We start from the raw sequence: 23,671 nt of genomic DNA, 5'->3' as shown, positions 1-23,671 counted from the left end.
AAGGTCAATATGATTTTATAAAAAAAGAGCTTATAAGCTCATTTTATTTAATAATTTAATTTTTTTATTTTCTTCTCTATTTCTTTGATGATTTTGATGAATTCATCATCACTTTTTCCAGTAGGGTCATCTAAATTCCAATTATCATCAAAACTTTTACCTACATATGGACAAGTAACGTTACATCCCATAGAAATAGCGATATCTACTTGAGGAATATCTTGGACTAATTTACTATATTGGTTCTGTTCCATATCAATTTGATACATGTCTTTTATAAGTCTGACAGCATCCTGATTAATTTGAGGTTTCAATTCTGTTCCACAAGAGTAAAAATCATATCTGTCACTCATAAACTTTTTTCCTAATGCTTCAGCAATTTGACTGCGACATGAATTATGAACACACACAAATGCAATTTTAAGTTTTCTTTCCATATATTTATTGACCTTTCATTTTTATTGATAAAATATGTTTGACTTCATCTACTGATAAAACTTTCCCAAAAGAAACAACTTCTCCATTCAATACTAATGCTGGTGTGGACATAACACCATAGGATGCAATTTGAGAAAAATCAGTGATATGTTCAATTGGTAAATTAAAATTGAATTCTGATAATGCTATTCTTACTGATTCCTCTAGTTTATCACATTTTTGACATCCTGAGCCTAAGATTTTTATTCCATCATCTTTTATTAATTCCTCAGCTTTTTTAACACTTTCCTCATCAATCTGACTACAACAACATTCCTTTTTTTCTTTCTTTTTAAATAGATTCATACACATTCTCCTTTTCATTTTTCATAATCAAACTTTGATTCCACATTAAGAATATGTTCATTGTCTTTGCTTTTTCTAACTCTCATCCATTTTTTATCCAGACACTCATTCATATATTCAATAATTTCATCAATAGGATATTCCTTACCATCTTGTCGAAGTTCTAAGCCATTGCATGTACATGCTCCAATAGCATGAATGGAATATTCTATTCCTTTTTCTTTTAATAACTGATTGATATCGACGATCATATTAAAATGAACAACATTTGCCATATGCCTTCCTCCTAATACAGTAAAAATGAAAATATGTTAAACAAATAACCAACAATCATAATTCCTAGAGTACAGATTGCAATAAACAATGCTAGAAGTTTGGGTTTTACAGCCTTTTTTAGCATAATCAGTGAAGGTAAACTTAATGTTGTCACTGCCATCATAAAGGCTAATACTGTTCCAAGTAAAGCACCTTTAGCCAGTAAAGCTTCGGCGACTGGAATAGTTCCAAAAATGTCAGCATACATTGGAATTCCTACAATTGTTGCTAAAATAACTCCAAAAGGATTATTTCCACCGAGTATGCCTTCTATCCATGCTTCTGGAATCCAGTTATGAATAATAGCTCCAATTCCTACACCTATCAAAATATATGGAAAAACTTTTTTAAAGGTTTCTATAACCTGCTCCTTGGCATACTGAAGACGTTCTGTTTTACTTAGATCTGGTGAGCTAATATCTACATGACTAGATTTCATAATGAATGCTTCAACATATTTTTCCATATGCATTTTTTCAATAACTATTCCGCCAATAACAGCAATAATAAGCCCAACTATAACATAGGCGACTGCAATTTTGATTCCAAAGATACTCATCAATAAAACAAGACTTCCTAAATCAACCATAGGTGAAGAAATCAAAAATGAGAAAGTGACTCCTAATGGCAAGCCAGCACTTGTAAATCCAATAAATAGCGGTATAGATGAACATGAACAAAAAGGCGTTACTGTACCTAATAAAGCAGAAATGATATTTGCTTTTATACCATGAAATCGACCTAGAATTTTCTTGCTTCTTTCTGGTGGAAAATAACTTTGAATATACGAAATCATAAAGATCAATACACATAACAATACTGTGATCTTTATAACATCATAAATAAAAAACTGAATACTGGCTCCAATATTGGAATTGATATCTATACCAACAGAAGTTAGCAATAAAGCAATCAATTCATTGAGCCAGTTCATTCCTAAAATTTGATTTTGAAAGAATAACCAAATTTCTTTCATAGTTCCTCCTTATATCGATATATTTCGATTTATATATTTGAATTTTTGCCACCCTAATGGTGGCTTTATAAAATGAAAAATCATTTACATGCGATAATTTTTTAAATACTGGATAACTTTTTCAATCCCATCACCTGATAAAGAATAATGTGACCACTTGCCATCCTTTCTTACATTCACAACCCTTGCATCTGTTAATATTTTCATATGGTGTGATAAAGTAGATTGACTTACATCAAGAATTTCTAAAAGTTTACATGCACAATGTTCTCCATCTTTTAAAATATTAAGAATTTTTAAACGATTAGGATCACAAAATGCTTTGAAAACTTTTGCTTCCTGTTCATAATCTTTATCCATATCATCACCTCATATCTATATTCTTCGATATGATATTAACATACATATCGATGATTGTCAATGTGATAAAAATAGAGAAGAAATGGCAAAATGTTGATTTTATATTTGATAAATGATTTATCAAATATTTTTATATAAAAACAAATGGAAATAGTATACAATATTTAAAGGAGATGATTTCTATGAAAATAATTGCATTTACAGGAGCAGGAATATCAAAACAATCCAATATTCCAACATTTATGGAAAGACCTGATATTAGAGAAAAATTATTTAGAGATTATGCAAATACGCATCATGAAGAATATAACGAAGTCATTAGACAACTGAAAGCCAGTATGAATGGAGCGAAACCTAATGATGCCCATTATGCCTTAGCTCAGTATCATATTCCAGTCATTACCATGAATATTGATGGTTTACATAAACTTGCTGGCAGTGATGCTTTAGAAATGCATGGTGGTTTACCTGACGATGATGAAATGTCTATTGCCTGGTCATTATATAATAAACCTGTATTATATGGAGATCCTGCACCAAATTACCAAAAAGCTTATGAAATGGTATATGATTTAACACCAGATGATATCTTTTTGGTGATTGGGTGTTCTTATCATACAGCGATTGCGGTTGATTTAAGAGAAGTTGCGAAAAGTCGAGGGGCAAGAATTATTGAAATCCAGGAAGATGCTGCTCATAATGTCAGAAAAGTATTAGAAAAACTTATGAAATAAGTAGGTATTGATGGAGAAAAAGTGATGGAAGATAAAAAAGTATTGCTTAATCATATTGATAAGATTCATACGACAGAATTAGGAATAGAAAGAATAAAAAGAAACTTAAAACTTGATACACAAGATGTTGTGGCGTACTGTCGAAATAAGATTTTAGACAAAAATTGTCATATTTATAAACGTGGCAAAAATTGGTATTGTGAGGTTGATCAAATCAAGGTCACTATCAATTCATTGAGTTATACAATTATAACAGCACATAAAATGACATAAATAGTTATCAAATAAAAAATATGAAAGAATGGAGAATCTTTTAATGAAAAAGGATATTCAAAAATGTTTGGAAATATATAAAGAACAGTTAAATCAAGGATATATACAAACTGCTTATTTGACTTTGATTCAATATGTTGGACAATTAAAATCAAAATTTCCTAAAGATTATAATACAGGAAATATCTCATTTGGATATTTAGATTATACTTATTTTGCTTTTTTTAATCAGTATTTAAGAGATCAAAAACTAAGGTTTGGAATTGTATTAAATCATGAAAAACTTCAATTTTGAATTATGGTTAATGGGACAAAATGCAGATATTCAAAGAAAATACTGGAAAATATTACAGAAAACAAAATGGAATCATAATCAAAAAATAATGCCTAAATATTCCATTGTGGAAATTGTTTTAGAAACAAACATAGATTTTGAAAATCAGGAAAGCATGACGCATCATATTATTGAGCGTTCAGTTTCTTTAGCATCACAAATACAAGAATATTTAAAACAAATCCATAATGAATAATATATAGTCAAATCATTGTTTTATTCACGAATGGTGTGGATTCAAAAATATTTTCATATAAGTTTAGAAGAATGAGCATCAAAATACAGAGGTGTGTTGATATGGAAATTAAAGAAATTAAGAAAAATAAAAAACAATTTCTTTCATTGTTGCTTTTGGCTGATGAACAGGAAGATATGATAGATCAGTATCTTGAACGTGGAACAATGTATGTATTAGATGATGATGGTATTCAATGTGAATGTGTTGTGACTGATGAAGGTCATGGAATTCTTGAAATCAAAAATATAGCAACTAAGCCAGAAGCACAGGGAAAAGGATATGGGCGTATTTTGATAGAATTTATTGTTGAAAAATATAAAGAAAAATATTCTGTTTTACAGGTTGGTACAGGAGATAGTCCTTTGACAATTCCTTTTTATGAAAAATGTGGTTTTATCCGTTCACATAGTATTCAAAATTTTTTTATAGACCATTATGACCATCCTATATATGAGCAGGGTATTCAATTGATAGATATGATCTATTTACAAAGAAAGCTATAGATAGATAAGATACAAAGGGTATGTAGAATATGTCGAAATGACATTAGGTAAATTAATAAAGATTTGTGATAAATGATAAAAGTTGATTATAAGTTCAATTCTAAAAATAGAATAATGATGGTTTATAGTAAACTGTATAATAAAAAAATCAAGTCATTATAACTTGATTTTTTCGTATTGCAATAATTGTTCACGTGCTTTTGTGTAATGCTTTAATTGTATAACAATTTGTTTACGTGTTTGTGTCGTAATATATTCAGCACTCACTATCGCAAATATTAATGCTACAACCATAAAGATAGGTGTAGAATATAAGAAAAATGCACTATGTGTTAATAAATATAAAACAATCAAACATGCAACAATAGATAATGTTTTGATTAAAATACGAATGCTTAAAAAACGAGCATACATATCATTTCTAATATTCTGATATGTGTCTTGTAATAATGTAATAATTTCAGAGCATTTTTCAAGTGTTAATTCATAATCATTAATATTTGTACGAACATCAACTTTAATTGACATCTCTCAAACCTCCTCTTACACATCGACTACATTATAACACCGTTTGAAAAAAAATAAAGAGATTTACTTCAAATATAAAACATTGTATACTAAATACGGGTGATTCGATGAAAGCTTTAGGCCATTTCAAAACAATAACAAAACATAAATGGAAAGTCATGAAACTATGCTTTCGTATAGGTTTATATAAACAGGGTCTACTACATGATATGTCAAAATATTCATGGTGTGAATTTTCTACAGGAATCAAGTATTACCAAGGGGATAAGTCGCCAAATTCTGTAGAACGTCGTGACAAAGGTTATTCTTTAGCCTGGTTACATCACAAGGGAAGAAATAAACATCATTGGGAATTTTGGGTCGATTTTACACGCAATGGTTTGCAGCCTGCCAAAATGCCTGCACGCTATGTTTTAGAAATGTTTTGTGATCGTATAGCAGCCAGTCAGACTTATCAAGGTGATAAATATCAAGATACATTTCCACTCGCTTATTATGAAAGGGGAAAATATTCTTATATTATGCACCCTGATACACGTGCTTTTTTAGAACATCTTTTACATTATCTTCATGATCATGGCTTAGATCAAACCATTGTATATATTCGTACACATCCAGAATGGAAGAAAAAATCATAACATGTATTCTTTTTCATATAGTATTTATAGGTGATACTATGAAAAAAATCATGTTTTTTTTATGCTTTTTATTATGTATAGTCAATGTACATGCCGTTGATTTTCAAGGTCAATCATATATTGTGATGGAAAGTACTCAACACAATGTATTAGAAGGAAAAAATATTCATGAAGTCCAGAGTGTTGCTTCCATATCTAAGATTATGACAGCAATTGTTGCGATTGAAAATGGACAACTGGATGATGAATATGAGATTGGTGAAGAAGTTAATGAAGCATGGGGAAGTGGCATCTATATACATATAGGTGACCGCATTAATTTAAGAGATTTATTGCATGGTTTATTATTGAGAAGTGGAAATGATGCAGCTAATGTGATTGCAAAAAATGTTGGTGGAAGTATTGAACACTTTGTTGAAATGATGAATCAAAAGGCTCAGGAACTTCATATGACAGATACACATTTTTCTAATCCAACTGGTTTGGATGAAGAAGATGATGGAAATCAGTCCAGTGTTTATGATATGGCTTTGCTTATGTCTTATTGTAGTCAAAATCCTATTTTCAATGATATTGTCATGAAAGAAACTTATAAACGCGAAGATGATGGGGGAACATGGCATAACAAAAATAGATTGCTGGAAGAATATGAGTATTGTGTTGGAGGAAAAACAGGATATACCAAAAAAGCAAAACGTACCTTAGTCACACGTGCAATTAAAGATGATGTTTCTTTAGTTATTGTGACGTTTAATTGTGGAAATGATTTTGAATTTCATCAAAAAAAGTATGAAGAATGTTTTCAAAAATATCAAAATGTACTGGTTTTATCTAAAGGAATCTATCAGTATCACGGTCATTCATTTCTCATTGATCAGGATCTTTATTATTGTGGACAGGAAAGTCAAAATGTATCCCTGCAATCACAGGGTGATATATTAAAAGTTTATGTAAATGAAAATCCCATTTATGAAGTCAATCAGCAAAATGCTTTACAAATGATTTTTCAATATGCATGGATGTTGTTTGGAGAATGCATGAATGGCTAGAATCTGGAAATGGAGTGTTGTTGTCTTTTTGTTGATTGGTTTATGTCGTCATCAGGAAGAAGCCATGATGACAGCTTTAATGGATACACCATTTATGGTATGGGATTTACTTTTAAATGTGTTACTGGCAGCTTGTTTGTGGGGTGGTTTTTTAAACATTATTCAAAAAACAGGATTCATGAATTATTTTTCAATTATTTTTAAACCATTGTTTCGTGTCATTTATGGACCAGTCATGAAACATGATGATGTTTATACTTATCTCTCTTCTAATGTGATTGCAAATCTTTTAGGTTTAGGAACACTTGCGACTTTGAGTGGTATTAAAGCTTTTCAAAAACTTCAGGAATACAATCCTCATCCACAACGTCCAAGTCGTGAAATGCTGACTTTAGTGATTATCAATACAGCAGGATTATGTTTATTTCCATCAACATTATTTATGATCAGAAAACAAATGGGCTCACAGGATATTTATGCATTTTATCCATATATGTTAGTTATTGGTATTACAATTATTATCATTGGATTGATTATACAAAGGGTGATTGATCATGAATAAGATTGTTTTTATTTTATTACTCTGTGTCTTTATTGATGGTTTAATCAAACATTATCCTTTATTTGATTTGTTTATTGAAGGTGTCAAAGACGCTTTGACATTATTTCAGACACTTTTTACAACATTAATGGCATTTATGGTTTTTGTACAATTACTTCAAAGTAGTGGAACTATTGAACTTTTGAGTCATCTTTTTCAGCCAGTGTTACAATTCTTACAGATTCCTATTGATATACTTGTACTCGGTTTGTTAAGACCTGTCAGTGCCAATGCTTCATTATCATATCTCTATTCGTTTTATGAAATGTTTGGTGTTGATCATCCTTTAAGTTTACTAGCAACACTTATTCAAAGTGGCAGTGATACAACATTTTATGTTGTGACACTTTATTTTTCTTCTATTCATATGAAGAAAACCCGTTATGCTTTACCTGTAGGTTTAACGATGGATTTTTTGTCTGTCATATTTGCGATTATGATTTATTTAAAAATGTTTGTATAATTTGATAAACTATGTATAATGATAGGGAAAGGACGTGATACTGTGGAAAGACTACAAAAAGCAATTGCAGCGAGTGGATATACTTCAAGAAGAAAAGCTGAAGATCTTATTCGTCAAGGGAGAGTCGAAGTCAATGGTGAAGTCGTAAGTGAGTTGGGCTTTAAAGTCAAAAAAGGAGATTTGATCATGATTGACGGAAAGGCTCTTCAAAGTGAAAATAAAGTTTATTATGTATTTTATAAACCTAAGGGATGTATTTGTTCATTAAGTGATGAACTGGGAAGAAAAACGGTTATTGATTATTTGCCTGATGTGAAGGAACGTATTTATCCAGTGGGAAGATTGGATTATGATACATCTGGTTTATTGTTGATGACGAATGATGGAGAGTTTGCAAATTTAATGATGCATCCCTCATCACATTTAGAAAAGGTTTATGAAGTAAGTGTTAAAGGTTTGGTTAATGGTTTGACTGTTCGTCAATTAGAAAAAGGTATTTATCTTGAAGGAGTTAAGACTTTACCTTGCCGCATTAAGATTGTTGGTAAAGATGAAGAACATGGAACAACCATGTTAATGATTAAATTGATTGAAGGAAAGAATCGACAGGTTAAGAAAATGTTCGAAGCTGTTGATCATCCAGTTAAAAGATTACATCGTTTACGTGTGGGAACAGTTGATTTAAAAGGATTAAGACCAGGACAATATCGTATGTTAAAACCTCAAGAAGTGAAAGAATTAAAGACGATGGCATTATCTAAGAAAAATGCCAGAAATCGTTAAATAAAGGGATATCTTGCAAGAGATATCTTTTTTTGTCGTTATTTGTATGATGAAGTTTATTGAAGACTGATATGAAGTGATTATAATAGAAAGCAAGGAGGATGAAATATGCGTAGTGTTGTTTTAGAACCGGGAAAAACAAATGTTTGTGGTATCTGTGGGGCTAAAGAGCCTTTTATTGAATATAAAGAATTAGAAGGTATTCATTTTATATGGTGTAATAAATGTCATACAATTAGCTTTTTTAAACCACCACAAAATGAAATGAAAAAACATTTAATTGAAAACGAAATGAATTCTTATCCATTAAAAAAAGAGCCTTAAGCTCTTTTTTTTATCTTATTCATTAACAATTGCATCAACTGGGCAAGATGCTGCAGCTTCTTTTGCAGCTTCTTCTAATTCAGCAGGAACTTCACCTAGAATGTTTTCTGCTAATCCGTCAGCGTTTAAATCAAAAACTTCTGGACATACTGCTGTGCAAGAACCACAACCAATACAATTTTCATTAACTTTATACATTTTTATTACCTCCTATTCATACGCCTATTATATACTAAATAGAATTATTTTGAAAGTTTATTTTATAATTTTTTATAGTTATGTTATAATGAGGTCGGTGATGCGAAATGGAGAAACAAACAAGAATTAATAAATATAAAGAATTAAGAGATGAAATGAAAGAAGAGGTAGCAATTGATCGTCAGATGACATATGAACAGGATGATGAAGAAGATGATTTTTTAGCTTTTTTACCTCAAAATCAAAAGAAAGATATTCAGGATACATTGATGGAACCTTTATCATATGAAACATTAAAACCTGATAATGAAGAAATCAAATCTGCTTTAAATGAAGCAAAAGTGAATGTTGGTAAAGAACAATATAATACACGTTTAGATATTTTAAATAAAATTAAACAATCTGAGGAACATCAGCCTCAACATGCACAAACGTCTCAAACACAGGAAATAAAGGCTGAACCACAAAAGAAAATGTCTTTATTAGAAAAATTAGCTGCAATGTCGCCAGAAGAAGATGCCGAGGAGTTAAAGAAATATGAAGAAGGTTTGACTATTGCGGATTTTATGAAGGAAGATAAGAAAAAAACAAAACGTGAAAAAGTTGAAAAAACAAAACCAGAAAAAGTAGAAAAAACTAAACATAAAGAAGAAGTGAAAGTTAAAAAACAAAGAGAACAAATTGTAGAAGAAGATACAGAAGAAGAAAAAGATAGTAAATTAGTGACAATTTTAAATTATGTGATTATTGTTTTTATTGTGATCTTTATTGTTTTAGCATTCTTTATTGCTAAACAGTTGTTTTTTTAAAGAATTCAGTTGGTTTTGAAAAGTGAGGTTATAGAATATGACGAAAAGAATTTCAATTGCTATTGATGGTCCAGCTGCTGCTGGAAAGTCAACAATTGCCAAAATGGTAGCTAAGAATTTAAATTATACATATATTGATACTGGAGCTATGTATCGTTGTGTCGCTTATTATGCCTGGTTAAATCATATTGATTTCCATGATGAACAGGGTGTATCAGCACTTTTAAAGGATATAGATATTCAAATGTTTCCAGATGGAACGATTCAATTGAATCATGAAGATGTCACATCATCTATTCGTGAAAATGAAGTGTCAATGGGAGCAAGTATTGTTTCTCAATATGAAGTAGTCAGAACTTTTCTCGTTGATAAGCAGCGACAAATGGCTCAAGGTGGCGGTGTGATTTTAGATGGTAGAGATATTGGAACGGTTGTTTTAAAAGATGCTGAGTTAAAGATTTATCAGGTTGCCAGCATTGAATGTCGAGCATTACGTCGTCATAAAGAGAACTTGCAAAGAGGTCTTGAATCCAATTTAGAAGACATTCAAAAAGAGATTGCTTTAAGAGATGAACAAGATATGAACCGTCTTATTTCTCCTTTAAAAAAAGCTGATGATGCCATTGAAATTGATACATCAGACATGACATTGGAAGAAGTTGTTGCAAAAGTGATGCAACTTGTAGAACAGAGAGTATAGGGAGTGAATAATCATGAGAAAAGGAATTGTAGCAATTGTAGGACGAGCGAATGTTGGGAAATCAACAATTTTTAATCGTATTGTTGGTCAACGCATTTCCATTGTTGAAGATACTCCAGGTGTTACACGTGATCGTATCTATGCGGATGCATCATGGCTGACACGTGATTTTAAAATCATTGATACAGGTGGAATTGAATTAGAAAATGCTTCTTTTACTGAACAAATCAAAATGCAGGCAGAAATTGCTATAGAAGAAGCAGATATTATTTTATTTGTTGTCAATGGTCGTGAAGGCGTTACAAAAGAAGATCTTTTCGTTGCTCGTTTACTACAAAAATCAAGAAAACCAATTGTATTAGCTGTTAATAAGATAGATGATCAGAAATTTAAAGATAATATTTATGATTTTTATAGTTTAGGTATTGGTGATCCAATTGCAGTATCAGGAAGTCATGGTATTGGTATTGGAGATGTTTTAGATGAAATTATTCATCAATTGCCTGCTGTGGATGAAAAAAAAGAAGATGATATTATTCGTTTTTCAGTGATTGGAAGACCAAATGTTGGAAAATCTTCTTTAACGAATGCCATTTTAGGTGAAGAACGTGTCATTGTATCAGATATTGAAGGAACAACCCGTGATGCTATTGATACACCTTTTGAAAAAGATGGACAGAAGTATTGTGTTGTTGATACAGCAGGAATGCGTAAAAAAGGAAAAATTTATGAAAATGTTGAAAAGTATTCTGTTTTACGTGCTTTATCAGCTGTAGAAAAAAGTGATGTTGTCTTAATGGTTGTTGATGGGAATCAAGGAATTATCGAACAGGATAAACATGTAGCTGGATATGCCCATGAAGCTGGAAAAGCTGTTATTCTGGTAGTTAATAAATGGGATCTGATTGAAAAAGATTCTAAGACAATGAAAAAAATGGAAAGTCAGATTCGTGAACAATTCAAATATTTGGATTATGCACCTATTATTTTTGTATCGGCTAAAGATAAAAAACGTGTTCATTTGTTGTTGCCGATGATTCAGGAGGTTTATGCCAACAGCCAAAAACGTGTTGCGACAAGTGTTTTAAATGATGTTTTGATTGATGCACAAACAATGAATCCAACAACAACATTTAATGGTGGACGTTTAAAAATTTATTATGCCAATCAGGTCAGTGTCTGTCCACCAACATTTGTTTTGTTTACAAATGATCCACAATACTTACATTTTAGCTATAAGCGATATTTAGAAAATCGTTTACGTGATGCTTTTGGTTTTGAAGGAACACCTATTCATATTCTTTGTAGAAAAAGAGATTAAAAAATACACTTTTAAATATCGCAAGCTCATCGAAAATTTGAATCATATAAAAATATGAATGACTGAGGAATGAAAGCTTTGTCAATGGAAAAGCTGAACAATCATTTATATATGTGCATATATTAATCTTGGGTGATTCAAATGGATAAACAAGATAAATTATTGGATAAGGTATCGCAGAAAACGAATGTGTCTAAAGCTGATATTTTATCATTAGCAAATGATTTACAGACCAAAGACTTAAAAGATGAGCAAAATATCAGAGAATTTGTCAATAAGATTTCACGTTTGACAAATAGACAGGTGAAACCTGAACAAATGGATAAGATCATTCATATTATTCAAAACAATCAGGTCCCTTCCGATATAGATAAGCTTGTAAAATGATATTTTGGCTTGAAAAGGAATATAAGACAAGCTATAATGGAAATGATGAAGGGAAGTGGAAGGATGTATAAATTTTCTTGCAGAAAACTAAAGATTTGCATCTAGAAGATGCACGCAAGAAAATAGCTCTCTTTTTATCATAAATATAATTATAACGACAAGGACTATTTTCTTGTCGTTTTTATTTTATAAAGGAGGGATGTTTGATGTCGTTAATTCAGGTACAACACTTAACATTTGGTTATGAAGGAAGTTATGAACTTGTTTTTGATGATATTTCATTTTCATTAGATACTTCTTTTAAAACAGCATTGATTGGTCGCAATGCACGTGGAAAAACAACGCTTTTAAAGCTTTTGATGAAAGAATATGATTATCAAGGTCAAATCATCATGAGCGAAGCATGCAGTTATTTTCCTTATACTATCAAAGATCCACAATTATTAACGATAGATATCTGTTATGAGATATGTCCAACACTAGAACAATGGGAACTTGAAAAAGAATTACATTTATTAGATATAGATGGCTTAGATGTCTTTTATCGACCATTTGATACGCTATCTTATGGTGAACAGACGAAAGTATTATTGGCTATTTTGTTTTTAAGAAAGAATTCATTTTTACTAATTGATGAACCAACCAATCATTTGGATCAGAATTCTCGTGAACGCATTGCTAAGTATCTGCAAAGACAAAAAGGCTTTTTATTGGTTAGTCATGATCGTTATTTTATTGATAGCTGTTGTGATCATATTATGGCGATTAATCCAACAACGATTGATATTGTGAATGGAAATTTTTCTAGCTGGTATAATGATAAGACCAAAAAAGATGAAAGAGAAATGATGCTGAATAAAAAATTAAAGAAAGATATTGTAAAGATGGAAAAATCTAAACAACAAAAAGAAAATTGGGGTCATCAGATTGAAAAATCAAAAAGAGGTGCTGCTGATAAAGGCTATGTAGGCCATATGGCAGCAAAAATGATGAAGCGTTCTAAAAATATTGAAAAACGTCAAATTCAGGCTATTGAAAAGAAAAAGACTCTGTTAAAGGATATTGAAGAATATGATGATTTAAAAATAAAATGTTTAAAGTATTTTCAAAAACAACTGATTCAGTTTTCACATTTTTCATTGTTTTATCAACAAAAGACTGTTTTTCAGGATTTATCATTAACAATCTGTCAAGGTGATCGTGTGTTATTAAAGGGACCAAATGGTTGTGGAAAATCAAGTCTGATTCATTTTTTATTAGGAGAGAAGATTGATCATGAAGGTGATTTTCATTGTGGCAGTCAACTGAAAATTTCCTATGTTCCTCAGGATTGTACATTTTTAAAAGGGAATTTGAATGATTGGATTCAAAAGTATGGAGCAGATCAGACAATGGTAAAGACTTTACTTAGAAAATTGGGATTTTCACGTTCTCATTTTGATATCGCATTAGAAAATTTGAGCCAGGGTCAAAAGAAAAAAATCATGTTAGCTATTTCACTGGCAACCTCGGCCCATTTATATATATGGGATGAACCTTTAAATTATATTGATATTTTCTCACGTATCCAACTTGAAAATGCAATTTTAACTTATCAGCCTACTTTGTTGTTTGTTGAACATGATCAATATTTTCAACAGACCATTGCTACGAAAATAATGGATTTTCAAGAACTGGTTTGACAAATAATGTGTATCCATATACAATAAAAGACAAAGGAGAACACAGATGAAAAATTTAGTTGTTACAGATAGAGATATTTCAACTGACTTTTTTCAAAATTCAGTTATTGTGAATTTGAATAATATTCATTATTCAACATGTACAGGAGGATTATCTTGTTTAAAATGTGAGGGTTCCTGCTATTTTAAAGATGATATGAGTATTATTTCTAAATGGACAAATGATTGTCAGTTGATTATATATATTACAAGGGTGAAATATGGATGCTTTGATATTCCTTTTAAAAAGATGCTGGAAAGACTGGTCGTTAATCATGAACCTTATTATACAATGGTGGATGGGGAAACCTGTCATTTGGGGTTAAGTCAGTTGCGTAAAAAATTATTGGTGATTGGATATGGTCAGGCAACAGATGCAGAAAAGAAGTTGTTTAAAGACATTTTAGATGATTCAACACTTGGTTTTTCTTATTCATCTGTTGATGCTTATTTTTGTGAAGAAGATGAGCTAGATGAAGTTTTGCGTACGTTTGGAGGTGTTGATCTTGGCTAAAATATTATTATTGAATTCAGGATTGAAACATACTCAAACATTTATGAAACCTTTTTTATCAAGATTAGAAGTTTATCTTGATGATCGTTGTGATTGTTTAGATGTTCGCCATGTATCGACTTTTGATGAACGTACTTTTTTTCAATATGATCAGGTTATTTTTCTTTTCTTCATTGCGCTTGATTCTATACCATCTTCAACATTAGAAATTTTTGAACGTCTAGAGTCACAGCCAAAAGGATCGACTGAAATTTATGCATTGATTGCTTGTGATGAATATGAACCTGAAAAATGTGATATTTCAGAGAAAATTTTACAAAATTGGTGTCAAAGAGAGCAATTACATTATAAGGGCAGCTTAAAAATTGGATCAGCACTTTTTATTATGAAGACGATTTCGCGTTTTGTTGTGTCTAATGAAATGAAGCGCCTTTCTGATGCTATTATTCATCATCAGGATTTTTATAGCAAGACAACAATGTTAACAGATCGTATTTTTATGAAAAAAGCCAATCAATATTGGAATAAAGAAGTTAAGAAAATGAATAAGTTAAAACGAAAAAGACAAAAGCGTTAATGTGCTTTTGTCTTTTTTATGAATGAGATTCTAAAATTTGCTTAATATAGTCTAAGGGTAAACGTAAGCGATGAGCAAGTTCTTCATAAGAAAAACCTTGACTCACTAATCTTTTGATAATTTTACGCATACTCTCTCCCACCTCGATAATATGACCATCCGGATCATAGAAACGGACAACTCTTTGTCCCCATGTGCCTTCTTTTGGGGGATGTAGTAAAGTCACATGATACTGGTCTAAAACTAACATAAAAGCATCAATATCTTCTGTTTCAAAGGATAATTCCACTGCATGATTAACCATCATAATATCTTGATCAGTTTTGTGAATGAGATCTTTCCAGATTTCTTTTGATTGAAGCACGATACCAGATGACAATGTGACTGAACCATGAAAATCTAATAAAACTTTTAATCCTAGAACTTGTTTGTAGAATTTTTTAGATTGTTCTAGGTTATTGACAATTAAAACAGTATTTTTGAGTTTCATAATATCCTTCCTTTTCACTATGTTTCATTCTACCATAAAAACATGAACTTTTTTTATCTTTTTGTAATTTGTTCTAAATAAAAAAAGAAATTCATATATTGATGTGTGAGAAGGAGGAAGTCTATGCAGACAATAGATATATTAAAAGATATTGGAAAAAGATGTGATGGTGACATCTATTTAGGGGTTGTTGGACCAGTCAGGGTGGGGAAATCATCATTTATTAAGCGTTTTATGGAAAAAGCTGTGATACCATATATTGATAATCCAGACGCTAAAATACGTGCTACTGATGAATTACCCCAATCTGGTGAAGGAAAAATGATTATGACTGTTGAACCTAAATTTGTTCCTAATCAGGCTGCTCACATTCAAATAGAAGATAATTTGGGAGTCAATATTCGTCTTGTTGATTGTGTGGGTTATGTCATAGATGGAGCGAAAGGTTATCAGGATGAGCAAGGTATTCGTTATGTCAAAACACCATGGTATTTAGAAGCTATTCCTTTTGATGAAGCTGCGAAAATAGGAACCCAAAAAGTGATACAGGATCATTCAACGATTGGGATTGTCATGACTTGTGATGGCTCTATTTGTGAAATACCTGGAGCAGATTATGTACAGGCAACAGATGATGTGATTCGTGAACTTAAAGAAATTGGGAAACCATTTGTGATTGTTGTCAATTCAAAAGATCCTCAAAGTCTACAGTGTAATCAGCTTGTTGAAGATTTGAAAGAGAAACATGATGTTCCTGTTATAGCTTTAAGGGTAACTGAAATGAATGAGGAAGATATAACGCATTTATTAAAAGAAGCATTATATGAATTTCCAATTCATGAAGTTAAAATTGAAGTTCCTCGCTGGATAGCTTTAATGGATTCATTTCATTGGTTAAAACAGACATTGGATGAGTCATTAGAAAAATCATTATTAGAGATTCATCGTTTTAGAGATGTAGAAAAAATAGCAACGCATATGAGTGAATTTGATTTTATTCGCAAAGCTTATCTTTCATCCATTGATACATCTTCTTCATCAGCTTCATTACGTATTCAAGAAAGAAATGGTCTATATCAGGAAATATTAAATGAAATTTTGGGACAGGAAAAATTCGATGCTGCATTATTTTTAAAACAGGTACAGGATTTGAAACAGATGAGTCAGGAATATCAGGCTTATCAAAATGCCATTAGAATGGTTAAACAGACAGGATATGGATATGCTTTACCTTTAATGGATGATATAGAATTAAGTGAACCTGAAGTGATTAAACAGGGACCACGTTATGGAATGAAACTTGTTTCAACAGCATCAACTATTCATATGATTAAGGTTGATATAGAGTCTACATTTGAACCTATTATTGGATCGAAAGAACAGGCAGAAGCATTTATTCAATATTTACAAAGTCATGGTGAAAATAATAAAGAAGCTATCTTTGATTGTGACGTTTTTGGACGTAAATTGGGCGATTTGATTAATGAAGGTATGCGTGTGAAATTAGCCTCTATGAATGAAACCGCTTGTATTAGAGTGCATGATATTTTAAGTAAAATTGTAAACAAAGGGAAGTCAAATGTGATTGCAATAGTTTTATAAATTTGTTATTGCGCTTAGGTTTTTGAAATGTTATACTACTACTTAGATTTAAGTAGGAGGCAGTATAAAAAATGAATAAAAAAGAGCTTATTGATATCGTTTCACTAAAAAAAGATTTAACAAAAAAGGATGCTGAAGCGTTAGTAGATACAGTTTTTGATACAATGATTGAAAGTATTTTGAATGGGGATAAAGTGCTTATTTCTGGATTTGGAACTTTTAAAGTGAATAATCGAAAAGAACGTAAAGGTGTAAGTCCTAAAACAAAAGAAGCAATGATTATCCCAGCTAGTAAAACTGTTTCATTTAAGCCAAGCAATAGATTAAAAGATGCAATGAATTAATTGCATCTTTTTTGACATACTGAGTTAACATAATGGGTATATTATAATTATTGAGGTGATGAAAAAATGTTTTTTCCGTTTTATGGAGTTTACTATAATAGCTATTATATGATTGGAACAATCTTTGTTATTTTGGCTGCTATATTGGCCTTATGGGCACAAATGAAAGTCACATCTACATATAGTCGTTATAAAAAGATAGCTAATATGCGTGGTATAAGTGGAGCACAGGTGGCAAGAGAAATATTGGATAGTGAGGGATTATATGATATTCAGATTTATGAAGTGAAAGGTCAATTAAGTGATCATTATAATCCTGGTCGCAAGACAATTAATCTTTCCAGTGATATTTATCATGGAACTTCTATAGCTTCTTTAGCTGTAGCAGCACATGAATGTGGACATGCGATTCAATATAAAGAAAAATATATTCCTATTTCATTAAGAAATGCTATTTTACCAATTGCGAATGTTGGACAGTATTTAGGATGGATTGCCATATTTATTGGGTTGATTCTTGGTCAAACAGACATTGCCTGGATTGGTTTTATTGCAATGTGTGGAATCTTGGCTTTCCAACTGGTGACTCTCCCAGTAGAGTTCAATGCATCTTCTCGAGCACTTTCTATTTTAAAAACACGTTATTTAACGACTTCAGAGTATGATGGTGCTAAGAAAATGCTATCAGCTGCAGCCATGACTTATGTTGCGGCTTTGATTTCAACATTAATGAGTATGTTAAGAATATTTTTGATTATTTTAGGTAATTCAAGAGATGAGTAAAGACCAGTGATGGTCTTTTCATTTTTGTTTTGCATTTTAGACTTTTTGTTATATAATAGAAACACTGGAGGTGGACAGATTGAAAAAACATACATTTATTATTTCAGTTGTTGTGTTAGTTATTATTTTAGCAGTTGTTTCTTTTTATATGTTATTTGTTCATGTTCCATATTATCAATATCATCATCAACTTGATGAAATTAGAAATGAAATTTGTGAAACAAATCAATATGAATATGATGATTATTTTAGTGAATATCGTGGTAAAGAAACTTATTATATTGTCAAAGTGAAAATAAATGGTGTTGAATCTTATGTAGCATATAATAAGGAGTTAAAACTGGTAGATACTTATCAAGGTGAAGTGGCTGATGAAGCAGTTGTCCAAAAAGCTATTCAAGATAAATATCAGGTCAATATAGAAAGTATGGAAATTGGTTATGAAAATGAACGATTTGTATATTATGGACGTTACCAGGATGAGCAATCTTTGTTATATGTATATTATGATTTGGCAACTGGAGAATTTATAAAAGCAGTAAGGCTAGGAGAATAATATGGATGAATTATTAGATTATCGTTGTGTTGATTTTCAGAAGTTATTGATTTTAAAGTCTAAACAACTGCATATTTCTGATCAGGAGTGTTATGTACTATTGTTGATTATGACTTTAGATGATATAGGAGTTAAACCTATTACACCATCACAAATTTCACGTATTTGTTCTTTATCACTTCGAAAGATTGATGATATTTTGATGTCATTGGTTGATAAACATTGGATTTCAAGACAACATGGTTCATTAAATCTCAAGCCTTTACAAAAAATGTTGTTAAATCAACCGACTCAAACAGAAAGCCAGGATATTGATTTGGTTAGCATTTTTGAAGATGCCTTTGGACGTAGTTTAAGTCAAAGAGAAGTACAGTTAATTAATTCTTTAAAGTGTCAGGGCTTTGATGATGAAATGATTGTTGATGCTTTAAATGAGTCAGTGAAATCAGGTGTTATTACTTTTCGTTATATTGAAAAAGTATTGGATAATTGGGCACGTTATGGCGTTACAAAGCGCTATGCTCCTGCAAAGCCACAACCAAGTCATAATGAGGTTGAACAAAGTATAAAGGATTATAAATGGTGGGAAGAAAATGAATAAGGAAAGAGTCAAACGTATTTTAGATGTTTTTGATGAGATGTATCCAGATGCTAAATGTGAATTGGTTCATCATAATGAATTAGAATTGTTAATTGCAGTCATGTTATCTGCTCAAACAACAGATGCGAGTGTGAATAAATTAACAGAACAGTTATTTCAAAAATATCAAAGTGTTGAAGATTATGCGAAAGCCCCTTTATCGCAATTAGAAAATGATTTACGTACTATTGGTCTTTATCGAAATAAAGCGAAAAATGTCAAAGCAATGGCGCAAAAACTCATTGATGATTTTGATGGTCAGGTTCCTTGTGATCATGAAGCCTTACAGACATTGCCAGGAGTAGGGCGTAAAACAGCGAATGTCGTCATATCAGAAGGATTTAAAGTGCCTGCTATTGCAGTGGATACACATGTAGAACGTATTTCAAAAAGGCTTGGTTTTGCTTTTAAGAAAGATTCAGTTTTGGTGGTTGAACAAAAGCTACAAAAAGCTATACCTCAAGAAAGATGGATTAAAACGCATCATCAAATGATTTTCTTTGGTAGATATCATTGTAAATCTATAAATCCTGATTGTCAGCATTGTTCACTCATTGATATATGTAAAGAGCTTAAAAGAAAAAAATATTTAAATATAGAAAAAGACTGAAAACTCATTGTTGAGAATTCAGTCTTATTTTTTATTGCGTTGGAGTTTGTGTCGGTGTTGTAGGCTGAGTTGGGTCAGGTTGTTGTGTTTGACTTGTGGTCATGAATGAATCAGTACCAAGAGTCACAGTTTGACCATCAGCTTGTGTATGTGTAAATGTGACAGAATAAGTTGTTCCAGCGGATAATTGACTAAATGTGATTGTACCACTTTGTTGAAGTGTTTGATTTGTTCCATTTAATGAAGCTGTAATGGAAGTTCCAGAAGGGACAGTGACCTGATATGTAACTGAACTTTCTGTTAATGCAGTACGTGTATAGCTTGCAGGCGTTGTGTCTTCTACTGTGATTGTTTGTGAAATCTTATTAGAAGTTCCATTGCCACTTTCAAAAGCATAGTATCCTGTTACAGTATATGTACCAGGTGATAATGTGTAATTTATTGTTCCAGTGGCACTATTTAAAGTTTCACTATGAACAACATTACCAGAGGCATCTGCAATATCAACTTTATAAACAACTTTTCCATATAATTGATTAATATTACCTAGATATGGAAGTGTGTAACTATTTCCACCAGCTGTATATGTTTTTGTAGGTGTTGCATCTTCTGTCATGCTCTTTGGATCATATTCAGTGAATGTGACATTGAGCTTATCATCAGCAAGTTCAGCTGTAAAAGATGACAGATTATTTAAACTAGAACCATTTGCACTACCACTAGGTGTATTGTTCTTTTTGAATAAACCAGAAACAACACGATTATCAGGCACACCTTCACCTGGAGTCACATATGGATAAATACCTGATACACAGCTTGCTTTTACTAATCCAGATGGTTGAGAAGGATATGAATTTTTCATACCATCTTCATGTAAGAATTTGGCAATCATCGTTGCGATATTATTGGAATCGCGATTGCTTTTTGTATAATAACCTTCTTTTTGATCTTTAGCATTATAACCTGTCCAGACACTCCATGTATAATCTGGAGAAAAAGCTGATAACCAGGCATCTTTATTTTGACCACGAATTTTTTCATTAACACTTGTATCATCAGCATGGTTAGAAGTTCCTGATTTAGCACCAATCTGATATCCTAAATTTAACATACTATACATTCCTGTTCCAGATTTGACATAGTCAGTCATGATATCACGAATCATATAAGCTGATTCTTCAGAAAGGGCTTGTGTTTTTTCTTCTTGATATTTTTGATCGATTTCAATAACTTCACCAGTTGTTAATAATTCGATTTTTTGAACTGTATGAGGTTCAATATAAGTTCCACCATTCGCAATGACAGCATAGGCACCAGCTTCAGATTCAGGAGTGACACCTTGTCGCCATGCTCCAATTGCATAACCAATGTCAACTGATTCGCCTTCCATATCAAATCCCAAGCTTTCAAGATATTGAGTTGCACCATCAATACCAATACCATCACCAACATCATTACCATTACAATCTTTTCCAGTAATGACTTCACTAAATGTTTGTAAAGCAGCAGCATTCCATGAATTGCTTAAGGCACTCGAAATAGAAATATCACCATTATATTTTCTTCCGTTCCAGTTGCTAGGAACAAAACCATTCGCATATTCATAAGGAACATCATGGACATAATGGGCTGTTGAATAATCTAAGAATTCAAATGCAGCAGCATATGAAATTAAAGGTTTTAATGAAGAACCAGGCTGGTTCTTTTGACCATAGCTTGCACCTGTTTGAGATGCATATGCATATGTTGTCCCTAAAGGTGTATAATCACGTCCACTTAAAACACCGACAATGCGTCCTGTTGTGGATTCTTGAATAACAGCACCCACTTGAATTCTTGAATCCTGAAAATCATATGTTTCACCACTTGCAATATCATCTAATTGTTTTTGAACATCAGTATCAATATATGTATAGATACGCATAGGTGTTTCATATGGATCATAACCAGTTGTTTCCTGAACTTCACGAATGACTTTATCAGCATATGCCTGATATTGTCCGCTTGTTGAAATTGGATTTGATTTCAATGTGTTTTCAACTGGAATAGCTTTTGTAGCTTCGCATTCTTCTTTAGATATATAACCATGCTGTAACATTAAACCTAGAATTGTATCACGACGATCTTGAGCTAAGTCCAGGTTTCTAAACGGATCAAAACGGTTTGGAGAGTTTAAAGTACCTGCTAACAAAGCCGCTTCTGGTAATGTTAAGTTTTGTACTGATTTATCAAAATAATATCTTGAAGCTGCATAAATTCCTACTGTTTGAGGACCATATCCAAAATAAATTTTATTTAAATAGAGTTCAAGAACTTCTTCTTTTGAAATTTGAGAAGTTGCTTCGATTGAAAGAATAATTTCACCAATTTTTCTTTCAATGGTTTGTTCCTCATCAGGATAGTATGACTTTTTAATTAACTGTTGAGTAATTGTTGAACCACCAGCTGTAATACCACCTGCAGCAATATTACCTAGTAAGGCTTTGACAATACGAGGAACATCAAACCCGTTATGTTCAAAAAAACGTGAATCTTCAGCAGCTACAACAGCATCAATCATTACTTGAGGAATGTCATTGTAACTGACATTTTTTTGAACACCACCACGAGCAACGGAAAACCACTCTTCACCGTCTGTTGTACATAAAACAGAAGATTCATCAGAAGTGAGTTTTTCCTTTGAAAAGCCTTCTACCTGTTTGAAAATCCCAAATCCCAAATACATACCAGCAGAAGTAATCATAACCGCAACAATTAAACAAACAACTTTAATAATTCGTCTTTTTTGTTTTTTGTTTTCTGTTTTGGTAGATTTTTTTCGGTTTATTTTTTTCATCATTCATCCTCCTTAAAATACCAATCGTCAACAACTTTTAAATAATCTAATCTTGGTTGATAGCCTTGGGGTATCAGATGTCCAAGATTTTTGATTTTTTCATATGTTATTGATTTTCGCTGGGAATGATAATAATCATTAATGATATGACTTGCGTCAATTAAGTATACCTCATTTAATGAGGTAAATGCAATAATAACAAAAGCAATCCCTCCATGATTGATGATTTTTTGTAGATGATCAATCTGATGTTTTGAAATATTTGCAAAAGGAAAGGTCTTGACTTTTGTTTCTTTAGCTTCAAAATCCACATATTTCCCACGATAAAGTCCATTATAGTCTGTGGTTGAAGGTGTTTTATAATAAGCTTCTACAATTTTAGCGGCTTCACGTCTGGGATAGTCAACTTTGACAATTTGAATAGGCGTTGGCTTTTTATAAATAACCGCAATATCATGTGAAAGATAATATTGATTCGATAATGTAATATCTTCTTCCAATGACATTCCACGATGAGCTGTATAATGTTTTTTATCGTGCGTTGATAATGTTGAAGATTGCCAGCTGCGTTTCATATTAGGGTAATTAACCATAATTATATCCTTTCATTGATTTACCATGTTATTATAACATATATTTTTCCCATCTTGTCTAATTTGTGTGTAAAATCATCTTTTTTTA

Annotated in this window: 34 protein-coding genes; 24 read left to right on the top strand and 10 right to left on the bottom strand. The window is 31.6% G+C overall.

Features of this window, described 5'->3' with window-relative positions; translation table 11 throughout:
* Positions 1 to 47: 47 nt before the first annotated feature.
* The 5 genes from B5E79_RS07900 to B5E79_RS07880 all read right to left on the bottom strand — a co-directional run bounded on the left by B5E79_RS07900 (position 48) and on the right by B5E79_RS07880 (position 2,434).
* Positions 48 to 437 (bottom strand): arsenate reductase/protein-tyrosine-phosphatase family protein, encoded by a 390-nt coding sequence (locus tag B5E79_RS07900; protein ID WP_087244162.1) that lies wholly within the window; start codon positions 435 to 437, stop codon positions 48 to 50.
* Between the two features lie 4 nt (positions 438 to 441).
* Positions 442 to 783 carry a thioredoxin family protein gene (locus B5E79_RS07895; RefSeq protein WP_087244163.1) on the bottom strand — a complete coding sequence of 114 codons (342 nt, stop codon included), beginning with the start codon at positions 781 to 783 and terminating at the stop codon, positions 442 to 444.
* Between the two features lie 14 nt (positions 784 to 797).
* On the bottom strand, positions 798 to 1,058 hold the full coding sequence (locus B5E79_RS07890; RefSeq protein WP_087297596.1) for an RDAC family protein: 261 nt from the start codon (positions 1,056 to 1,058) through the stop codon (positions 798 to 800).
* A gap of 11 nt (positions 1,059 to 1,069) precedes the next feature.
* Complete coding sequence (locus B5E79_RS07885; RefSeq protein ID WP_087297595.1) at positions 1,070 to 2,074, bottom strand: permease; 1,005 nt, start codon at positions 2,072 to 2,074, stop codon at positions 1,070 to 1,072.
* 84 nt (positions 2,075 to 2,158) lie between these two features.
* Positions 2,159 to 2,434 (bottom strand): ArsR/SmtB family transcription factor, encoded by a 276-nt coding sequence (locus tag B5E79_RS07880; RefSeq protein ID WP_087297594.1) that lies wholly within the window; start codon positions 2,432 to 2,434, stop codon positions 2,159 to 2,161.
* A gap of 182 nt (positions 2,435 to 2,616) precedes the next feature.
* Here B5E79_RS07880 and B5E79_RS07875 point away from each other — a divergent pair, with 182 nt between their 5' ends.
* The 5 genes from B5E79_RS07875 to B5E79_RS07855 all read left to right on the top strand — a co-directional run bounded on the left by B5E79_RS07875 (position 2,617) and on the right by B5E79_RS07855 (position 4,516).
* A complete protein-coding gene (locus B5E79_RS07875) occupies positions 2,617 to 3,168 on the top strand; it encodes a Sir2 family NAD-dependent protein deacetylase (RefSeq protein WP_087297593.1) in 552 nt (183 codons plus the stop codon).
* A gap of 24 nt (positions 3,169 to 3,192) precedes the next feature.
* Complete coding sequence (locus B5E79_RS07870; protein ID WP_087297592.1) at positions 3,193 to 3,441, top strand: DUF3781 domain-containing protein; 249 nt, start codon at positions 3,193 to 3,195, stop codon at positions 3,439 to 3,441.
* Between the two features lie 43 nt (positions 3,442 to 3,484).
* The gene (locus B5E79_RS07865) at positions 3,485 to 3,736 is read left to right on the top strand and encodes a DUF7000 family protein (RefSeq protein ID WP_087297591.1); all 252 of its coding nucleotides are present in this window, start codon (positions 3,485 to 3,487) and stop codon (positions 3,734 to 3,736) included.
* Positions 3,717 to 3,971 (top strand): DUF7000 family protein, encoded by a 255-nt coding sequence (locus B5E79_RS07860; RefSeq protein WP_087297590.1) that lies wholly within the window; start codon positions 3,717 to 3,719, stop codon positions 3,969 to 3,971. Before B5E79_RS07865 ends, B5E79_RS07860 begins: the two co-directional genes overlap by 20 nt.
* Before the next feature lie 101 nt (positions 3,972 to 4,072).
* Entirely contained in the window at positions 4,073 to 4,516 is a 444-nt protein-coding gene (locus B5E79_RS07855; RefSeq protein ID WP_087244170.1) for a GNAT family N-acetyltransferase, read from the top strand.
* Positions 4,517 to 4,672: 156 nt separating this feature from the next.
* On the opposite strand, the gene B5E79_RS07850 is transcribed toward B5E79_RS07855, so the two are convergent.
* Positions 4,673 to 5,044 carry a hypothetical protein gene (locus B5E79_RS07850; protein WP_087244171.1) on the bottom strand — a complete coding sequence of 124 codons (372 nt, stop codon included), beginning with the start codon at positions 5,042 to 5,044 and terminating at the stop codon, positions 4,673 to 4,675.
* A gap of 107 nt (positions 5,045 to 5,151) precedes the next feature.
* Here B5E79_RS07850 and B5E79_RS07845 point away from each other — a divergent pair, with 107 nt between their 5' ends.
* From B5E79_RS07845 to B5E79_RS07820, 6 genes are all read left to right on the top strand, one after another.
* Complete coding sequence (locus B5E79_RS07845; protein WP_087297589.1) at positions 5,152 to 5,682, top strand: DUF5662 family protein; 531 nt, start codon at positions 5,152 to 5,154, stop codon at positions 5,680 to 5,682.
* 38 nt (positions 5,683 to 5,720) lie between these two features.
* Entirely contained in the window at positions 5,721 to 6,731 is a 1,011-nt protein-coding gene (locus tag B5E79_RS07840) for a D-alanyl-D-alanine carboxypeptidase family protein (RefSeq protein ID WP_087297588.1), read from the top strand.
* Positions 6,724 to 7,293 (top strand): hypothetical protein, encoded by a 570-nt coding sequence (locus tag B5E79_RS07835; protein WP_087244174.1) that lies wholly within the window; start codon positions 6,724 to 6,726, stop codon positions 7,291 to 7,293. The genes B5E79_RS07840 and B5E79_RS07835 overlap by 8 nt, the downstream gene beginning before the upstream one ends.
* The gene (locus tag B5E79_RS07830) at positions 7,286 to 7,795 is read left to right on the top strand and encodes a spore maturation protein B (RefSeq protein ID WP_087297587.1); all 510 of its coding nucleotides are present in this window, start codon (positions 7,286 to 7,288) and stop codon (positions 7,793 to 7,795) included. Before B5E79_RS07835 ends, B5E79_RS07830 begins: the two co-directional genes overlap by 8 nt.
* Positions 7,796 to 7,837: 42 nt before the next feature.
* Positions 7,838 to 8,578, top strand: coding sequence for a pseudouridine synthase (locus tag B5E79_RS07825; protein WP_087244176.1), 741 nt, complete (start codon positions 7,838 to 7,840; stop codon positions 8,576 to 8,578).
* Between the two features lie 108 nt (positions 8,579 to 8,686).
* On the top strand, positions 8,687 to 8,902 hold the full coding sequence (locus tag B5E79_RS07820) for a hypothetical protein (protein ID WP_087244177.1): 216 nt from the start codon (positions 8,687 to 8,689) through the stop codon (positions 8,900 to 8,902).
* Between the two features lie 15 nt (positions 8,903 to 8,917).
* Here B5E79_RS07820 and B5E79_RS07815 read toward each other — a convergent pair whose 3' ends face one another.
* A complete protein-coding gene (locus B5E79_RS07815) occupies positions 8,918 to 9,100 on the bottom strand; it encodes a ferredoxin (protein ID WP_087244178.1) in 183 nt (60 codons plus the stop codon).
* 107 nt (positions 9,101 to 9,207) lie between these two features.
* Here B5E79_RS07815 and B5E79_RS07810 point away from each other — a divergent pair, with 107 nt between their 5' ends.
* From B5E79_RS07810 to B5E79_RS07775, 7 genes are all read left to right on the top strand, one after another.
* Positions 9,208 to 9,909, top strand: a complete 702-nt coding sequence (locus tag B5E79_RS07810; RefSeq protein WP_143746774.1) for a hypothetical protein — start codon at positions 9,208 to 9,210, stop codon at positions 9,907 to 9,909.
* A 37-nt stretch (positions 9,910 to 9,946) separates the two neighbouring features.
* Positions 9,947 to 10,609, top strand: coding sequence for a (d)CMP kinase (gene cmk, locus B5E79_RS07800; protein ID WP_087297586.1), 663 nt, complete (start codon positions 9,947 to 9,949; stop codon positions 10,607 to 10,609).
* Positions 10,610 to 10,622: 13 nt separating this feature from the next.
* The gene (gene der, locus B5E79_RS07795; protein ID WP_087297585.1) at positions 10,623 to 11,930 is read left to right on the top strand and encodes a ribosome biogenesis GTPase Der; all 1,308 of its coding nucleotides are present in this window, start codon (positions 10,623 to 10,625) and stop codon (positions 11,928 to 11,930) included.
* 141 nt (positions 11,931 to 12,071) lie between these two features.
* Positions 12,072 to 12,317, top strand: coding sequence for a stage VI sporulation protein F (locus tag B5E79_RS07790; RefSeq protein ID WP_087297584.1), 246 nt, complete (start codon positions 12,072 to 12,074; stop codon positions 12,315 to 12,317).
* Between the two features lie 206 nt (positions 12,318 to 12,523).
* On the top strand, positions 12,524 to 13,999 hold the full coding sequence (gene abc-f / locus B5E79_RS07785; protein ID WP_087297583.1) for a ribosomal protection-like ABC-F family protein: 1,476 nt from the start codon (positions 12,524 to 12,526) through the stop codon (positions 13,997 to 13,999).
* A 46-nt stretch (positions 14,000 to 14,045) separates the two neighbouring features.
* Positions 14,046 to 14,552 (top strand): hypothetical protein, encoded by a 507-nt coding sequence (locus B5E79_RS07780; RefSeq protein ID WP_087297582.1) that lies wholly within the window; start codon positions 14,046 to 14,048, stop codon positions 14,550 to 14,552.
* Positions 14,545 to 15,129 (top strand): hypothetical protein, encoded by a 585-nt coding sequence (locus tag B5E79_RS07775; RefSeq protein WP_087297581.1) that lies wholly within the window; start codon positions 14,545 to 14,547, stop codon positions 15,127 to 15,129. The genes B5E79_RS07780 and B5E79_RS07775 overlap by 8 nt, the downstream gene beginning before the upstream one ends.
* 16 nt (positions 15,130 to 15,145) lie before the next feature.
* Here the strand turns inward: B5E79_RS07775 and B5E79_RS07770 are convergent, their stop codons facing one another.
* Positions 15,146 to 15,619: a VOC family protein gene (locus tag B5E79_RS07770; protein WP_087297580.1), complete on the bottom strand. Its 474-nt coding sequence runs from the start codon at positions 15,617 to 15,619 to the stop codon at positions 15,146 to 15,148.
* 123 nt (positions 15,620 to 15,742) lie between these two features.
* Between B5E79_RS07770 and spoIVA the strand changes: the two genes are divergently transcribed.
* The 6 genes from spoIVA (at position 15,743) to nth (ending at position 20,154) form a co-directional block, all read left to right on the top strand.
* Complete coding sequence (gene spoIVA / locus B5E79_RS07765) at positions 15,743 to 17,221, top strand: stage IV sporulation protein A (RefSeq protein WP_087297579.1); 1,479 nt, start codon at positions 15,743 to 15,745, stop codon at positions 17,219 to 17,221.
* A 71-nt stretch (positions 17,222 to 17,292) separates the two neighbouring features.
* Positions 17,293 to 17,565, top strand: a complete 273-nt coding sequence (locus B5E79_RS07760; RefSeq protein WP_087244188.1) for an HU family DNA-binding protein — start codon at positions 17,293 to 17,295, stop codon at positions 17,563 to 17,565.
* Positions 17,566 to 17,631: 66 nt separating this feature from the next.
* Entirely contained in the window at positions 17,632 to 18,348 is a 717-nt protein-coding gene (locus tag B5E79_RS07755; protein ID WP_087297578.1) for a zinc metallopeptidase, read from the top strand.
* A 79-nt stretch (positions 18,349 to 18,427) separates the two neighbouring features.
* Positions 18,428 to 18,904, top strand: coding sequence for a hypothetical protein (locus B5E79_RS07750; protein WP_087297577.1), 477 nt, complete (start codon positions 18,428 to 18,430; stop codon positions 18,902 to 18,904).
* Position 18,905: 1 nt separating this feature from the next.
* Complete coding sequence (locus tag B5E79_RS07745) at positions 18,906 to 19,505, top strand: DnaD domain protein (RefSeq protein ID WP_087244191.1); 600 nt, start codon at positions 18,906 to 18,908, stop codon at positions 19,503 to 19,505.
* Positions 19,498 to 20,154, top strand: a complete 657-nt coding sequence (gene nth / locus B5E79_RS07740; protein WP_087297576.1) for an endonuclease III — start codon at positions 19,498 to 19,500, stop codon at positions 20,152 to 20,154. Before B5E79_RS07745 ends, nth begins: the two co-directional genes overlap by 8 nt.
* A 31-nt stretch (positions 20,155 to 20,185) precedes the next feature.
* On the opposite strand, the gene B5E79_RS07735 is transcribed toward nth, so the two are convergent.
* Together B5E79_RS07735 and recU are read right to left on the bottom strand one after the other, a co-directional pair.
* Positions 20,186 to 22,990 carry a transglycosylase domain-containing protein gene (locus B5E79_RS07735; protein ID WP_241147473.1) on the bottom strand — a complete coding sequence of 935 codons (2,805 nt, stop codon included), beginning with the start codon at positions 22,988 to 22,990 and terminating at the stop codon, positions 20,186 to 20,188.
* Complete coding sequence (gene recU / locus B5E79_RS07730; RefSeq protein WP_087297574.1) at positions 22,990 to 23,583, bottom strand: Holliday junction resolvase RecU; 594 nt, start codon at positions 23,581 to 23,583, stop codon at positions 22,990 to 22,992. Before recU ends, B5E79_RS07735 begins: the two co-directional genes overlap by 1 nt.
* Between the last annotated feature and the right edge of the window lie 88 nt (positions 23,584 to 23,671).

It is taken from the genome of Massilimicrobiota sp. An134, from assembly GCF_002160815.1.
GTDB classification, from domain to species: Bacteria; Bacillota_I; Bacilli_A; order Erysipelotrichales; family Coprobacillaceae; genus Allocoprobacillus; species Allocoprobacillus merdigallinarum.
Note: the sequence above shows the minus strand (reverse complement) of the source record. Positions and strands in the feature narration are given on the sequence as shown.

Excerpts from the sequence above, each read along its gene's own strand:
- B5E79_RS07900 (WP_087244162.1), bottom strand. The coding sequence starts at position 437 with ATGGAAAGAAAACTTAAAATTGCATTTGTGTGTGTTCATAATTCATGT.
- B5E79_RS07895 (WP_087244163.1), bottom strand. The coding sequence starts at position 783 with ATGAATCTATTTAAAAAGAAAGAAAAAAAGGAATGTTGTTGTAGTCAG.
- B5E79_RS07890 (WP_087297596.1), bottom strand. The coding sequence starts at position 1,058 with ATGGCAAATGTTGTTCATTTTAATATGATCGTCGATATCAATCAGTTA.
- B5E79_RS07885 (WP_087297595.1), bottom strand. The coding sequence starts at position 2,074 with ATGAAAGAAATTTGGTTATTCTTTCAAAATCAAATTTTAGGAATGAAC.
- B5E79_RS07880 (WP_087297594.1), bottom strand. The coding sequence starts at position 2,434 with ATGGATAAAGATTATGAACAGGAAGCAAAAGTTTTCAAAGCATTTTGT.
- B5E79_RS07875 (WP_087297593.1), top strand. The coding sequence starts at position 2,617 with ATGAAAATAATTGCATTTACAGGAGCAGGAATATCAAAACAATCCAAT.
- B5E79_RS07870 (WP_087297592.1), top strand. The coding sequence starts at position 3,193 with ATGGAAGATAAAAAAGTATTGCTTAATCATATTGATAAGATTCATACG.
- B5E79_RS07865 (WP_087297591.1), top strand. The coding sequence starts at position 3,485 with ATGAAAAAGGATATTCAAAAATGTTTGGAAATATATAAAGAACAGTTA.
- B5E79_RS07860 (WP_087297590.1), top strand. The coding sequence starts at position 3,717 with ATGAAAAACTTCAATTTTGAATTATGGTTAATGGGACAAAATGCAGAT.
- B5E79_RS07855 (WP_087244170.1), top strand. The coding sequence starts at position 4,073 with ATGGAAATTAAAGAAATTAAGAAAAATAAAAAACAATTTCTTTCATTG.
- B5E79_RS07850 (WP_087244171.1), bottom strand. The coding sequence starts at position 5,044 with ATGTCAATTAAAGTTGATGTTCGTACAAATATTAATGATTATGAATTA.
- B5E79_RS07845 (WP_087297589.1), top strand. The coding sequence starts at position 5,152 with ATGAAAGCTTTAGGCCATTTCAAAACAATAACAAAACATAAATGGAAA.
- B5E79_RS07840 (WP_087297588.1), top strand. The coding sequence starts at position 5,721 with ATGAAAAAAATCATGTTTTTTTTATGCTTTTTATTATGTATAGTCAAT.
- B5E79_RS07835 (WP_087244174.1), top strand. The coding sequence starts at position 6,724 with ATGGCTAGAATCTGGAAATGGAGTGTTGTTGTCTTTTTGTTGATTGGT.
- B5E79_RS07830 (WP_087297587.1), top strand. The coding sequence starts at position 7,286 with ATGAATAAGATTGTTTTTATTTTATTACTCTGTGTCTTTATTGATGGT.
- B5E79_RS07820 (WP_087244177.1), top strand. The coding sequence starts at position 8,687 with ATGCGTAGTGTTGTTTTAGAACCGGGAAAAACAAATGTTTGTGGTATC.
- B5E79_RS07815 (WP_087244178.1), bottom strand. The coding sequence starts at position 9,100 with ATGTATAAAGTTAATGAAAATTGTATTGGTTGTGGTTCTTGCACAGCA.
- B5E79_RS07810 (WP_143746774.1), top strand. The coding sequence starts at position 9,208 with ATGGAGAAACAAACAAGAATTAATAAATATAAAGAATTAAGAGATGAA.
- cmk (WP_087297586.1), top strand. The coding sequence starts at position 9,947 with ATGACGAAAAGAATTTCAATTGCTATTGATGGTCCAGCTGCTGCTGGA.
- der (WP_087297585.1), top strand. The coding sequence starts at position 10,623 with ATGAGAAAAGGAATTGTAGCAATTGTAGGACGAGCGAATGTTGGGAAA.
- B5E79_RS07790 (WP_087297584.1), top strand. The coding sequence starts at position 12,072 with ATGGATAAACAAGATAAATTATTGGATAAGGTATCGCAGAAAACGAAT.
- abc-f (WP_087297583.1), top strand. The coding sequence starts at position 12,524 with ATGTCGTTAATTCAGGTACAACACTTAACATTTGGTTATGAAGGAAGT.
- B5E79_RS07780 (WP_087297582.1), top strand. The coding sequence starts at position 14,046 with ATGAAAAATTTAGTTGTTACAGATAGAGATATTTCAACTGACTTTTTT.
- B5E79_RS07770 (WP_087297580.1), bottom strand. The coding sequence starts at position 15,619 with ATGAAACTCAAAAATACTGTTTTAATTGTCAATAACCTAGAACAATCT.
- spoIVA (WP_087297579.1), top strand. The coding sequence starts at position 15,743 with ATGCAGACAATAGATATATTAAAAGATATTGGAAAAAGATGTGATGGT.
- B5E79_RS07760 (WP_087244188.1), top strand. The coding sequence starts at position 17,293 with ATGAATAAAAAAGAGCTTATTGATATCGTTTCACTAAAAAAAGATTTA.
- B5E79_RS07755 (WP_087297578.1), top strand. The coding sequence starts at position 17,632 with ATGTTTTTTCCGTTTTATGGAGTTTACTATAATAGCTATTATATGATT.
- B5E79_RS07745 (WP_087244191.1), top strand. The coding sequence starts at position 18,906 with ATGGATGAATTATTAGATTATCGTTGTGTTGATTTTCAGAAGTTATTG.
- nth (WP_087297576.1), top strand. The coding sequence starts at position 19,498 with ATGAATAAGGAAAGAGTCAAACGTATTTTAGATGTTTTTGATGAGATG.
- B5E79_RS07735 (WP_241147473.1), bottom strand. The coding sequence starts at position 22,990 with ATGAAAAAAATAAACCGAAAAAAATCTACCAAAACAGAAAACAAAAAA.
- recU (WP_087297574.1), bottom strand. The coding sequence starts at position 23,583 with ATGGTTAATTACCCTAATATGAAACGCAGCTGGCAATCTTCAACATTA.